The organism is Streptomyces liangshanensis, from assembly GCF_011694815.1.
GTDB lineage: Bacteria > Actinomycetota > Actinomycetes > Streptomycetales > Streptomycetaceae > Streptomyces > Streptomyces liangshanensis.
In genome coordinates this window covers 3,673,652-3,686,300 of record NZ_CP050177.1, presented here as the reverse complement: position 1 = coordinate 3,686,300, position 12,649 = coordinate 3,673,652, and the positions used below count along the sequence as shown (strand labels likewise).

The 12,649-nt window shown below is 69.2% G+C and carries 11 protein-coding genes and 1 pseudogene; 6 read left to right on the top strand and 6 right to left on the bottom strand.

Annotation, left to right across the window (positions count from 1 at the left end; all coding sequences use genetic code 11):
- The first annotated feature begins 99 nt into the window (after positions 1 to 99).
- Entirely contained in the window at positions 100 to 1,185 is a 1,086-nt protein-coding gene (locus HA039_RS15870) for a DNA topoisomerase subunit B (protein ID WP_167029798.1), read from the top strand.
- Positions 1,186 to 1,243: 58 nt separating this feature from the next.
- Here HA039_RS15870 and HA039_RS15865 read toward each other — a convergent pair whose 3' ends face one another.
- The 4 genes from HA039_RS15865 to HA039_RS15850 form a co-directional block, all read right to left on the bottom strand.
- Positions 1,244 to 1,870, bottom strand: coding sequence for a C39 family peptidase (locus HA039_RS15865; protein WP_167029795.1), 627 nt, complete (start codon positions 1,868 to 1,870; stop codon positions 1,244 to 1,246).
- Positions 1,871 to 2,078: 208 nt separating this feature from the next.
- Positions 2,079 to 2,402: a divalent-cation tolerance protein CutA gene (cutA, locus tag HA039_RS15860; protein WP_243869471.1), complete on the bottom strand. Its 324-nt coding sequence runs from the start codon at positions 2,400 to 2,402 to the stop codon at positions 2,079 to 2,081.
- A gap of 115 nt (positions 2,403 to 2,517) precedes the next feature.
- On the bottom strand, positions 2,518 to 3,087 hold the full coding sequence (locus HA039_RS15855) for a DinB family protein (RefSeq protein ID WP_167029789.1): 570 nt from the start codon (positions 3,085 to 3,087) through the stop codon (positions 2,518 to 2,520).
- Between the two features lie 459 nt (positions 3,088 to 3,546).
- Entirely contained in the window at positions 3,547 to 5,592 is a 2,046-nt protein-coding gene (locus tag HA039_RS15850) for a PA14 domain-containing protein (protein WP_167029786.1), read from the bottom strand.
- Positions 5,593 to 5,654: 62 nt separating this feature from the next.
- Here HA039_RS15850 and HA039_RS34010 point away from each other — a divergent pair.
- Positions 5,655 to 5,798: pseudogene (locus tag HA039_RS34010) on the top strand (type I-E CRISPR-associated protein Cas6/Cse3/CasE); the annotation flags it as partial.
- A 123-nt stretch (positions 5,799 to 5,921) separates the two neighbouring features.
- Here HA039_RS34010 and HA039_RS15840 read toward each other — a convergent pair.
- Entirely contained in the window at positions 5,922 to 6,923 is a 1,002-nt protein-coding gene (locus tag HA039_RS15840) for an SMP-30/gluconolactonase/LRE family protein (RefSeq protein WP_167029783.1), read from the bottom strand.
- A 589-nt stretch (positions 6,924 to 7,512) separates the two neighbouring features.
- Here HA039_RS15840 and HA039_RS15835 point away from each other — a divergent pair.
- The 3 genes from HA039_RS15835 (at position 7,513) to HA039_RS15825 (ending at position 9,901) form a co-directional block, all read left to right on the top strand.
- Positions 7,513 to 8,454 carry a CPBP family intramembrane glutamic endopeptidase gene (locus tag HA039_RS15835; RefSeq protein ID WP_167029780.1) on the top strand — a complete coding sequence of 314 codons (942 nt, stop codon included), beginning with the start codon at positions 7,513 to 7,515 and terminating at the stop codon, positions 8,452 to 8,454.
- Positions 8,455 to 8,504: 50 nt separating this feature from the next.
- The gene (locus HA039_RS15830) at positions 8,505 to 9,002 is read left to right on the top strand and encodes a hypothetical protein (RefSeq protein WP_167029777.1); all 498 of its coding nucleotides are present in this window, start codon (positions 8,505 to 8,507) and stop codon (positions 9,000 to 9,002) included.
- A 146-nt stretch (positions 9,003 to 9,148) separates the two neighbouring features.
- Positions 9,149 to 9,901 carry a DUF4232 domain-containing protein gene (locus HA039_RS15825; RefSeq protein WP_167029774.1) on the top strand — a complete coding sequence of 251 codons (753 nt, stop codon included), beginning with the start codon at positions 9,149 to 9,151 and terminating at the stop codon, positions 9,899 to 9,901.
- A gap of 200 nt (positions 9,902 to 10,101) precedes the next feature.
- Here HA039_RS15825 and HA039_RS15820 read toward each other — a convergent pair whose 3' ends face one another.
- The gene (locus HA039_RS15820; RefSeq protein ID WP_167029771.1) at positions 10,102 to 11,133 is read right to left on the bottom strand and encodes a saccharopine dehydrogenase family protein; all 1,032 of its coding nucleotides are present in this window, start codon (positions 11,131 to 11,133) and stop codon (positions 10,102 to 10,104) included.
- Positions 11,134 to 11,235: 102 nt separating this feature from the next.
- Between HA039_RS15820 and HA039_RS15815 the strand changes: the two genes are divergently transcribed.
- Complete coding sequence (locus HA039_RS15815; protein ID WP_167029768.1) at positions 11,236 to 12,225, top strand: helix-turn-helix domain-containing protein; 990 nt, start codon at positions 11,236 to 11,238, stop codon at positions 12,223 to 12,225.
- Positions 12,226 to 12,649 lie beyond the last annotated feature (424 nt).

Here is a 12,649-nt window from a genome sequence, read left to right as displayed (position 1 = left end):
CGCGACGAAGGGCTCTTCGTGAGTGGAGAGAGCAGAGAACACGACACCGCCCGAACCGAGGAGTTGCGGGGACCTGAAGGCATCAGGAAGCGCCCCGGGATGTGGATCGGCTCGACCGGCGCACGCGGCCTGCACGGCTTGGTGTTCGAGGTCGTCGGCCGGGCGGTGAACCAGGTGCTGTCCGGGGGCGGAGGCCGCGTCGACGTCACGCTCACGCCCGACGGCTGTGTGCGGGTCGCCGACGACGGGCCGGTTGCCCCCTTCGAGGCCACCAGGGACGCTGACCGCCCCAATCTCGACGCGCTGCTGACGCGCATGCCGACCGGGCCCCACCCCCCAGCCTGGAACAACGAGGCCGTGATCCACTTCACCGCGGGCCTCTTGGTCGCCAACGCCCTGTCGAGCCGGCTGACGGCCGAAACGCAGGGCACGGGCGCCCGCCGCACAGTCCAGGAGTACGCACGCGGCGTCCCGGCCGCCCCGCCCACCCCCGTAGAGCGGCCGAACGGGCACGGTACGGTCATCGAGTTCTGGCCCGACCCAAAGATCTTCGAGACGACGAGCTGCTCGTTCGCTCTCCTCGCGGAACGCTTCCGGCAGATTGCCTTCCTTAACCGGAGCCTCGCGATCTCGCTGACTGACGAACGCCCGGCGACCGGCCCGAGGGCGGTGAGCTTCCGCTTCCCCCACGGAGTACGGGACTTCGTAGCCGCCCTCCACGCCGAGACCGGGTCGCCCCTCCCTCCGGACCTCATCGGATTCGAGCGGTACGACCCGCGCATCGCGGGGACGATGGAGGTGGCCCTGCTGTGGAGCGACGCTCACGAGCAGCGGCTACGCAGTTACGCCAACGGCCGACCAACCCCTCAGGGCGGCACACACGTGGACGGCTTCCGCGACGCACTGGCAACCGCGGTCACCGCATTCGCCCGTGAACAGGGCCTACTCGCACCCACGGACCCCGACCCCCACACCGACCGCATCGGCAAAGGCCTTACGGCAGTCGTGTCCGTAAAACTCGACCACCCCGAATTCGTCGGCGCCACACGCCGGCAGCTGAGCAACCCAGAAGTCCGGAACCGCATCGAGGAATCCGTACGAGAACACCTGACCAACTGGTTCAGGGAACACCCGAAAAGCGCCCAAGAGATCGCCACCCGAATCACCGCAACCCCCGCCGCTTGACAGCCGAAACACGCCTAAGCCCAGCGGTCGCCTCGGTGGATGACCGGAGAGTGACTCCTTACGCGTGAGGCCCCAGAACAACTCCGCGGCCGGCGAAGAACCGGTCGAGGTCCGCCCAGAGGACGTGGTGGAACTCCTGGGACCGCCCCGGCAGCCCGGAGGGGTTGTGCAGGAAGACCCCGTCGGGGTCGGTGCCCACGGCCAGGACCAGGTGCCCGCCGCGCTGGGGCGGTACCGGATCAAGGGTCCGGATGGACTTGTGAACGGAGAGCAGCACCACACGCCCCCGGGCGATCTCCGACCCGACGTCGCCCACCACCAACTCGGGCCGTACCTCAGCGTACAGGCCCCAGCGCCGCGCGACCCAGCCGGCGAAGGGAGCGTAGATCAGCCCCTTGACCTGCTCCTCGGTCCGCACGTATGCCCCCGCTTCCACCGCTTCCCGCACCAACGGAACCGAGGGCGGCACCTCGTGCCCCCAGTGGTCCAAGGCCATGCGCAGGCAAGCCATCCCACACATGCGCGGCGCCCAGAAGGCATAATCCTCCGCGGAGTCAGCCCCGGACTTGAGCCACAGCGGGTCCTCGGCCGCCCCCCTGACGCCGGAGACGAACTCCGCCACCAGAGCAGCGGATTCCCACTGCGAGTAGTACGGAACACGATGAATCAACCGGAAACCAGTCATGGCCCATAGTCTGCTACGACACGTACACCGCTCCTGACGCATGTGGGGATGGACCCCGGTCGATCCCCGAGGACTCCTCGGGGTCGAACTGCTCCCCGCACGCGCGGGTGTGTGGCTACCCGGTGGTGAGCTTCAGCAGGAAGTCGCCGTTCGCGGCCAGGTCGTACCCGCACTCGGCCGAAGGGTGGGGTCGCCCCCGCCGCCCGGCTCACCCCGTGGTGGTCTCCGCGCTCACCCACGACAGGTAGGCGTCGCTCCCGTGGGTGATCGGGGTGGCGATGATTTCCGGGGTGTCGTAGTCGTGGACGGCCTTGATGTGCGCCTCCAGGGCCGGGTAACGGTCGGTGGTCGTCTTGTACAGCACCCGCCATTCCTGGTCGGTTCGTACGGTGCCCTCCCAGCGGTACACGCTGGCGATCGGCCCGTCGACCTGCGCGCAGGCCGCCACCCTGGCCTCCACCGCGCCGGCGGCCAGGGTCTGGGCCTTCTCGGCGGAGTCGGTCGTGGTCAGAACGGTGAGGTACTCCGACACGGTTGGTCTCCTTCGTAAGGCGTCCCGGGGAACGTACCCGGCCCCCGGCGAAGCCCCCACCGAACTCATTCCGAAACGATCAATCAGGCGTACGCGGAGTCCGCCGGCCGCCTGACTAACCCATGGTCTTCGCGCTGTCCAGGGACTCGCGGATGATGTCGGCGTGGCCCGCGTGCTGGGCGGTTTCGCCGACGATGTGCAGCAGCACCCGGCGGGCCGACCACTGCGCGCCCGGTTCGAACCAGGGCGCCTTCGGCAGCGGTTGGGCGGCGTCCAGGTCGGGCAGGGTGACGACCAGTTCGTCGGTTCGGCGGGCCACCTCGGCGTAGTCGTCGAGCACGCCGGCCAGCGTCTCGCCGTCCAGCAACCGGAACTCGTCGGCCCGTCGGGCTTCGTCGTCCTTGGTCATGGCGGTGAAGTCGCCCATCGCCGACGGGCCGTCCAGGATGAACCGCACCCAGGCCCGCTCGACCCCGGCCACATGCTTGATCAAGCCGGCCAAACAGAGCTCGCTGGCGGTGGTACGGCGCCCGGCCTGCTCGTCGGTGAGGTCGCGGGTGGTGAAACGCAGGAAGTGCCGATGCTTGGCCAGCGCCTCCAGCAGGTCGGCGCGCTCGCCGGTGGCCGCCGGCGCGTCGGCCGGGCCCTGGGTGGCCAGTTCGTTGACAGTCACGTTCTCGCTCATTGCCGGTGCCTTCCGTGGTTGTGTTCTACCGGGCAAGGACGACGTTAGAGGTCATAAAGGCCAGATTCTGACCTAGATGAGGGGCGAGGGATGAGGAATGAGGGATGAGGCAAGATTTCTGTGATCCCCTCCCCGCTCACTTCGCAGAACGCAGCCCGAGCTCGCAGGCCGAAACCCAGAACCTGTTGGCGGCAGCGGCTTGTCCACGGCACGCCAGCAGCGGCCCGCGTCCAGGCGATCGCCGCAGACGAGGGGCGGGGCGACTTCGTCACGGCTCACGGGTCACGAGTTACGCGGACTCGCGCCCCGTACCGTACGCCGAAGGGCTCATCGGTCGCGCCGATGAGCCCTTCGGGCTGCCGCTCGCGGCGGCGGCGCCCACCGTCTCGCGGAAGCCGGTGGGGCGGGAGCCCGTATCGGCCCCCACCCCCGTCACACCTCGGACAGCCAGTCAGCCAGTCAGCCCGCCGTCGGCGGCATCGGAACCCAGTCCGCGCCCGGCGCCGTCTCCGTGCCGTCGGCCAGGACGGCCGTCACCCAGTAGTAGTGGGTCGTCCCGGAGGCCGCTGTTGTGTCCGTGTACGAAGTGAGCGCGATCGGGTCGGCGACGGTCAGCTGCTCGTACCGGCCCGCAGCCCGGTCCCAGCGGTACACGCGGTACCCCGTCGCCCCCTCGACCGCGTTCCAGGACAGCTCCACCGGCCTCTGCTGCCCCGGACTCGGCTCACCCGCACGGGCGTTCAGGTACAGGGGCGAACCCGGGGGAGTGGGGACGGTCGGCGTCAGGTCCAGCGCGGTGACGATCCTGGCGTCGGCCGCCCTGGTCCATCGGTAGTTGGAGTTGCCGCTGGTGTCGACGGCGTCGACCCAGAAGCAGCGCTCTTCACCGTCGGGCTTCGCCGGGTACAGGTAGTGCGTGGTGGACGTGTTGAGGTAGGCGTACTCCGAGCCGCTGCACACGGCCTCGCCGTCGCCGCCGTCCTCGTCGTCGCGCAGTACCGTCCCGACGTAGACCACGTACCGCGCGAGGTCGGACTCGGTGTTCGCCTTCCAGTCCAGCGTGATGCCGTACTCGGTCGCCTCGGCGGCGATCACACTGACGGCGGCCGGCGGGGTGAGGTCCCGGTCGGAGACGAGCGTGGTGACGGACGCCGTGCCGGAGGCGACCGACTCACGACTGCCGTTGTCGTAGCCCTTCACCACGTAGTGGTACGTGGTCTCCGCGGCCGTGGTCGTGTCGGTGCAGCTGTACTGCTTCTGGCCGTCGACGAGAGCGGTCAACCGTACGTCGCACCGCACCGGCTCGCCGGTGGTGTCCACCGGCAGGGACGTGGAGCGGTAGACGTGGTAGCCGTAATAGGCCCCGCCCGTAGCCGAGTTGACCTTCCAGGTCAGTGCCGCCCGATTGGCGTCGGCCCGCGCGGTGACCTCGTGCGGCGCGGCGACGGGGCGCGAGGCCTCCGTACCGGCGTAACCGGAGTACCGGCCGGCCCCGTCGATGGACCGCACCAGGTACGACCGCCTCTCGGACCTGGGTGCCGCGGTGTCGGTGTAACCGGTGGTGGTGGTCGCGGCGAGGAACCGGATGCCGCCGTCGGTGTCACGCCACTCGACGGAGTACTTCACCGCCCCCGGCACCGCTTTCCAGGTCAGTTTGTTGCCGGTGTCCAGGCCCTGGCCGGTCAGCCCGGCCGGCGGGGTCATGGCGAGGACGGTGACCGGTACGTCCGCGCTGCCCGCCGAAACGTTGCCGGCCTTGTCGTACGCCCGGACCTCGTAGTAGTAGGTGAGGCCGGCGGTGGTGGGCAGGTTGGTGAGCGAGGTGCCGGCGGTCATGCCGACGTAGGCCCACGTGGTCTTGCCCGATTCCCGCCGGTACAGGCGGTAACCGGCGAGGTCCATCTCCTTGTTGGGCGCCCAGGACACCACGGCCTTGGCGGTGGCGTTGTCCAGCTTGCCCGTCACCGCGGTGGGGGCCAGCGGCCGCACCTTGTCGACCGCGGCCGTACTCCGGGGGGTGTACGAGAACTTGACGTTCGCGGACCCGGTCCAGGCAACGAAGTCGACGCGCAGGGTGTGCTTCCCGGCGGGGACGGTGAGATTGAGGGTCTTGCTCTGGGTGCTGGAGACGTTACGCCACACGTCGATCTTGCGGACGCCGTCGAGGTAGACGCGGATGCCGTCCTGGGTCGCGGCCGAGAACGTGAACGGACCACCCGAGCCGAAGTCGCGGGTGACGCTCCAGCGCACGGCGAAGTTGTCCCGGGGCAGGGTGACTCCCGCGGGGTCACCGGTCCCGTAGTTCTCGCTGATGGCAGTGTCACAGGCGGTCGACTTGGGGGTGCCACTGAAGCTGGTGTTGGCGTAGAACTGCGCCTTCCAGGCCGGAGAGGCACAACTCACGTCAGCGACAGCCGGGGTCGCCGCGCCGCCGAGCAGCACGCCCGCGAGACCGCAGACGGCCCCCACCGCACCGACACCGCTCAACCGGTAATGGGGTCTCACAGAGAGGAGCTTCCTTTCCACAATGATCAGTTGGACCAGGAGATGACCATCGGAAGCCCCATTTGGTTGTACATCCGGGCCCGCCCTTCACGAGTCCCGGCCCCCACAAGGGCCTGCGCATCGTTCGGGCAGAAATCCACGGGACGCTCACCGTCACGGACCCAACCGCCCTGGTGGACGCCCTGTCCCAGGGCATCGGCCACGGCGGCCGGGCATATACGGGTACGGGTGGTGAGGCACAGGCCCCGGCAGGGGCGCGACGGGTCCGGGCGGGCCGGTGCGTTCCCTGCCGGGGCGGTGCGTTTCCTGCCGGGGCGTTGTCCTGGTGCTCAGCGCTTCAGGTGGACGCGGAGCAGGTTGGGGTCCTTGGCGGTGAGGTAGGCGGCGCTCGTCACGTGGACGATGTCTCCGCGCAGGGCGATGGCCGTGGGGTTCTGCAGACCGTCGGCCGGGGTCAGCACGATGGAGTGGCTGCCGTCGGGCTGGACGAGCGCGACCTCGCTCGTGGCGTTGAGCGTGGCCAGCAACTGGTCGCCGTGGCCGGTGAAGGCGAAGTCGTCGATCCCCTGAAGGCCGGTGGCCTCGGTACGGATCCGGCCGGCGCGACCGTACGGGCGCACGGGGATGCGCAGGACGGTTCCCTTGTCGAGGTTGGTGGCCCAGACCGCACCCTGGTGGATCTTCAGGCCGTTGACGCCGAGGAAGCCGGTGGAAGCTAGTTCGGGGGCGGTGGACCAGGCGGTGGGGGTGCCGCCGGTGGTGGGCACCCTCCAGATGGTGCCGAGTACGGAGTCGGTGATGTAGAGCATGCGGGTGCGTGCGTCGAGGGCCAATCCGTTGGGGAGGCCCTTCTCGGGGAGCGCGGCGATCCGCTGCGGTGTGCCGCCGGGGCGCAGGCGCCACAGGCCGGTCAGGTCGGCGGTACCGGTGGCGTACAGGAAGTACAGGGTGCCGTCCTGGGCCCGGACGATGCCGACCGTCAGCGGGAAGCCCAGCACCGGGGTGTGGATGCCGCCGTCGGCGGGCTCGGGCAGGGTGGCCAGGATCCGGGTGGTGCCGTCGCGGGAGACCTTGGCGACCTGGCGGCCTGCGGCGAAGGTGACGTACGCGTCGCCGTCCGGTGCCAGGGCGATGTTCTCCGGAGTCTGACCCTTCGTCAGGTCGAAGTGCACGGAGACGCGTTGGCCGGTCGACGGCGACGCGACGGCCGAGGCCGAAGCCGTAGCTGTAGCCGAGGCGGAGGCGGAGGCCGAGGCCGGGCTGAGCGCCGCGGCCGTGGCCGCGATCAGGACGGCCGACGCCGCCGCGAGGGCGAGCGACTTCTTGGACATGGTGTTCCTTCACTGGTTTCGGGCATGCCGCGGTGGCACACCGACGTGTGTACGGGTCTGGCTGGGAGTGGAAGGGGGCGGGGCCGCGCAGGGTCCGCCGGCAGGAGCTCGTGCGTCACGGGCCAGGTCAGGCCCGGTCTGGTGCTCCGCCCGGGCCGGGTTGGGTGGGTGCGGCCGCTCGGACTCGTCCGGTGCACACCGCGACATCCGTGGGACGTGTCGGGGAACACCGCGTCCTCGGGAAGTCCCCGAGCTGAGCTTGTCCGTTCATGGCTCTGAGTATCGACTCCCCGGAAACACCGTGCCTGCCCCCGCCGCGGATAGGAACGGGCGGGTCTGGCTGCCGGGTGCCACCGTCGGTGAACTGGGCGGGAAACACACGTGAGTCAGCGAGCCGGAACCGCCCGACCGGTCGGAGAAGGCCGAGAGGGGGGCGTACCTCTGCCCCGTCGGAGAGGTGCGTACCTCCGTCAGGGGTGTACCCAGCACCACCTCAACGCCGGGCCCTGCGCCCAGTGTTCCGAGCCCTCGCCGTGCGTAGCGTCGTGGTCATGGCGCAGAGAGCGCCTCAGCGGAGAGGGCAGCGGAGATGTTCCAGCAGAACAGCGGAGTCGGACACACCGTCAGTGGCGAAGCGCCGCGGAAGGCCGAGGACGGCGGAGTTCGGACCCGGCGAAGCGGCCTCGGCCTCTTCTTCGCTGTCACCTTCGCGACGACCTGGACCTTCTGGCTGACCGCGATCGCACTCGGCGGATCGCCGACGAGTTCCCCCACCGCCCTTCCTTTTCTGCTCGGTGGCTTCGGCCCGGTGTTCGGCGCGATCGCGGTCCGGGTACGGCGTGGCCGCCGCGGGGAGCCCGTACCCGCTCGTACGGTCAAACTCAGGCAGGGCGTACGCCTGTTCTGGGCGCTGCCCTTGCTGGCACTGTCTTCGGCGTCCTTGGTGGCGGGCGCGCTCCTCGCCGACTTCCTCGGCGACGCCACGGTGAGCCTGACCGAGGGTAAGGAACTGATCTCGAGCGTCGGCGGAATCGCGCCGTTCCTCATCAGCATGCTGATCGGCGGTCCCCTGGCCGAGGAACCCGGCTGGCGCGGCACCGCGTACCCCCGTCTACGGGCGTCCATGAGCCGGCTCCAGGCCGGACTGCTGCTGGGTGGCGTCTGGGCGGTCTGGCACCTGCCGCTGTTCTTCATCGAAGGGACGGTCCAGGCCGAACTCGGTCTGTTCAGTTGGAGCGGCCTGATGTTCTCGCTCAGCGTCTTCCCCGTGGCACTGCTGACCGGTTACGCCTACGAGCGCGCCGGAGTCGCGGCAGCCGTCGCGGTCCACCTCGGCTTCAACACGACCATGGCCGTCCTGAGTGTCGACTCGCCTGTGACCCAGGCGTTCATCCTCGCGGTGCAGGTCGGTCTCGCGATGACGCTGCTCGCCACCCGACGCGATCGCCGGACGACCCCGCCCGTTCCGGCGGCCCCTCACCCGCACCAGGTCCCGGCCGACGCGCCGCACCCGATCAGCCTGCCCCACTGACCGCTTCGTACGCCTTCGGGAGGGATGCCCTCCACCAGAGGAGAACCAGAATGACGACCAATGAAGGAACAAGCCGGAGCATGACGCGCCCCAAGGAGGTGCGAACCGCTTTCCTGCTGCTCCTCACGGCGATTGCCGTGGACGCTGTCCTCTGGGTGTGGGACACACTTCTCCTCTCGCCCTCGGGACTCGATGAAATGCGCGAAGAAATGGGCGACAGCGAAGCGATTCGACAAGTCGCGATGTCTGCCGGTTTCCTCGTCCTCACCAGCGGTTGCTTCCTCTTCCTCGTCCTCATGATGCGTCAGGGACGGAACTGGGCGCGAGGCCTCGTCACCGCCTCCGCCGCCCTCGTCACGCTCTTCCTGATCAACAGCATGAACGCAAGCGAATTCCACAAAGAGACCACGACTGATCTCGTTTACGACCTGTTCATCAGCGTCAGTCCGGTCGCTCTGATCGCCGGTGCGGTCGTGCTGATGTTCCAGCCGGCGGCGAACAAGTACTTCTCCCCGGCCGACTCCCGGATGCGCGGGCTCCGAGATTGACGGGTACGACGCGGCGCCGGGCACGTACCCCGCGAACACGCTGTCCGTGGCCCCCACCGCCTGTCGCACCAGCAAGTCAACACGCACCACACAACCCACAACAAACAACCCACAACAAACAACCCACAACTCGACGGAGTAGACAGATGATTTCGCGCCTCGCCAAAGGTTCCTCCCGCTACACCCGCCTCGCCATGGGCGCAGTCGCCATTGCGGCCCTCACCGCCACGCTCACCGCGTGCGGCCCTGAAGAGACCGGCGCCATAGTCGGCTCATCGCCGACGGCCAAGGAAACGGCGAGCGGGGCAGCCGGTAAGGACAACGACGTCGATGGTGCCAAGGACGACTACTACGGCGACAACAGTGGCGCCGACGCCGGTAAGGACAATGACGTCGACGGTGCCAAGGACGACTACTACGGCGACAGCAGCGGCGCCGACGCCGGAAAGGACAACGACGTCGACGGCGCCAAGCAGGACCACTTCGCCAAGAAGTGCGACAACGGCGATCTGAACTTCACGGCCGCGACGTTCTCCGAGGGCAGCGGTTACCACCTGATCACCGCGAAGGCCAAGCCGGGTGTGACCTGCATCCTCCAAGGCCCGCCCCAGCAGGTCATGTTCGGCTCCGACCCCGACACCGTGGCCGCCGACGTCGATCGGGGGACCGGCGAATCGATCAAGCTCAAGGGGTCCACCGCCGCTTACCTCGCGGTGCAGCCGCGGAGCACCGGCCTCGACGAGGGCAAGGTGTTCGAGACGCTCGTCATCTCGGTCTCCGACGACGCCGACGAGGCCGGGGTGCTCAGGTTCTCCGGGGACGAAGCCCTCCCGGTGAGCAAGCCGCTCGTCACCCCCTGGCAGCCCACCGCCGACGCCGCCGCCCACCCCTTCGCCTAGGCTGCAAGGACCGACACCAAGAAAGGCCCAGGTCTCCGACCTGGGCCTCAGTCGTGGAGCGGCCGACGAGATCCGAACTCGCGCTCCGAGCTCGGGAATCACGGGTGCCTTCGTCGCTCCCGTCGCAGTTGGTTCAACGCCGCCCCTGCTCGCCAGGAAACCCGCTGGTCACGCAGACCGCAGTGTGGGCGCCCTTCCCGCTAAGGATGCAGTACCACCGAGATGTGCGAGGACAGCGCGCGGAGGAAGCCGGGCGCGTCGAACATCTCGCCGGCGGAGGCGACGCCGACCGTCCTGGTCCGGCCCGTGAGGATGCGGTCGACCGCTTCGACCGCGAGCGGTGCGGTGACGGCATAGATGTCCTGGCCCCTGGCCACGGCACGCCGTTCGGTGTCGTCCGCGCGCACGACGACGTCGACGAGGAAGGTCTGTGCGGACCGCCCGTGCTCGTCGACCGCGGTGGGAGTCGGCGTGTCCGGGGCCGACACACCCCTGGCCGCTTCGGTCGTCATGTAGGTGCGTACTTCCGGGATGGACAGGTGGCTGGGGATGGTGACGACGTCGGCCATGGTGAACTCGCCGATGACGGTACGGAGCCCCAACGGGTCCGGGAAGTGCCACTTCAGGGTGGGCAGGTCGTCGTTGTGGTACTCCAACTGCCCCTTCGTGAAGCGGACACGGCGGCCGTTTCGCCGCTCGGCGGAGACCTTGCCCGCGGCGCGCGTCCCTTCCGTGGGGGCCCAGTTGTTCAGCCCGTACGCGATGTGCGCCTCGTTCGCCTCGGTCCAGTCGCCCATCGCCGCGGTGGCCAGCAGGTCGCCGAGGCCGCCGTAGAAGGCCATCGCGGGGACGATCGCCGTGCCCGCGTCGCGGGCACGGTCCGCGAATCGCGCGAACGTATCGGCGTTGGCCTCGATCTCGGCCGCGACATCGACGTACGGGATCCCGGCCCGCAGGGCCGCCTCGATCACGGGGGCGGCCGTCGTGGCGAAGGGGCCCGCGCAGTTGATGACGGCTGCCGCACCTGCCAGCGCGTGGTCGAGCGACGCCGGGTTGTCCACCGAAGCAGGGCGAACCTCGACTCCGGGGTACGCATCCGCTAACGCCTTCAGCTTGTGGGCGTCGCGCCCGGACAGGACCGGGAGAAATCCGCGCTCGCGCAGGTGTGCCACCACGAACCGCCCGGTGTGCCCGTACGCGCCGTACACCGTCACCATCTGCCTCGCTGCCATGACTTCTCTCCTGTGCTCGAACCGGTCAACTGCGACGATCCTTGCGCGGTCGAAGCGTCACCCGTGAGTGTCTGGAACGACATCTCCCATACAATTACGGACATGACCATTGTCGCGCTGGCCGTCACCGACGGGATGCTGCACTTCGAACTGTCCGTGGCACATGAAGTCTTCGGCTCCGCCCCGGACGGAGTCACCGTCCCCTGGTACGACATCTCCGTCTGCGGGCCGGACACGGTGCGGTTCGGCCCGTTCCGGCTGGAGCCCGACCACGGCCTCGACCGGCTCCAGGGCGCCGACACCGTGATCGTCCCCGGCTGGGCCGACGTCGACGTGGCCCCGCCCGCCGAACTGGTCGAGGCGGTACGCGCGGCCCACGACGCGGGCGCCCGCGTCGTCTCCTTGTGCACGGGCGCGTTCGTGCTGGCCGCCGCAGGCGTACTGAACGGCCGGCGAGCCACCACCCATTGGGCACACACCGACGACCTGGCCTCCCGCTACCCCCACGTGGAGGTCGACCCGGACGTCCTCTACGTGGACAACGGCAGCGTGCTCACCTCCGCGGGCAAGGCCGCCGCGCTCGACCTGTGCCTGCATCTCGTCCGCCTCGACCACGGCTCGTCGATCGCCAACGCCGTCGCCCGCCGCCTCGTCGTACCACCGCACCGGGCCGGCGGCCAAGCCCAATTCGTCACCGCGCCGGTGCCCACCCAGGACGACCACCCACTCGCCGCCCTGCTCCCCTGGATCATCGAACGCCTCGACCAGCCACTGACCGTCGAGGACCTGGCCCGCCACGCACGGATGAGCTCACGCCACCTGGGCCGCCACTTCCAGGCGGCGACCGGCACCACCCCCCTGCAATGGCTGCTGACCCAACGGATCCGCCACGCCCAGGAACTGCTGGAGAAGACCGACGAGAGCATCGACACCATCGCCGCGGCCACCGGCATGGGCACCGCCACGACGCTGCGCCGACACTTCAACCGCAGCCTCGGCGTCCCCCCGGACACCTACCGCCGCACCTTCCGCTCCCAGCCACGTACGACCTCAGGATCGGCAACCGACCAAGCGTCACACGGTCGCGCATAGGAGTCGCCAGACACCAACACAGCTAGAACGCCCATACGCCGACAGCGATGGACCCGGGGGAACGTCGTTCGCCAGGCACTACTCGTTCTGCTCCCCGCGCCCGCGGGGACGGACCCCGGAGCAGCCCGTCCGCGGGTGGACGGGCGACCTCCCCCCCCGGCCTCGACCATGTCGCCGCGGAGGCGGTGTTGGTCGTGTCCAAGTGGTCACCAACGCCATCGTGCACAGCGGCGCGGCCAAAAGATCACGGTGGCCTTATCCCTGCGGGACCGTTTCTTCCGCATCGACGTGCACGACGGACTTGCCGACAACCACGCCCTGCCGCAGGTAGATGTCGTGCACAAGTGGTGCGCGGCCCTCGCCTTGGACTGGACAACAAGAAAGCCCCCGGCCGCTGGCCTGGGGCTTTTATGTGGAGCGGGTG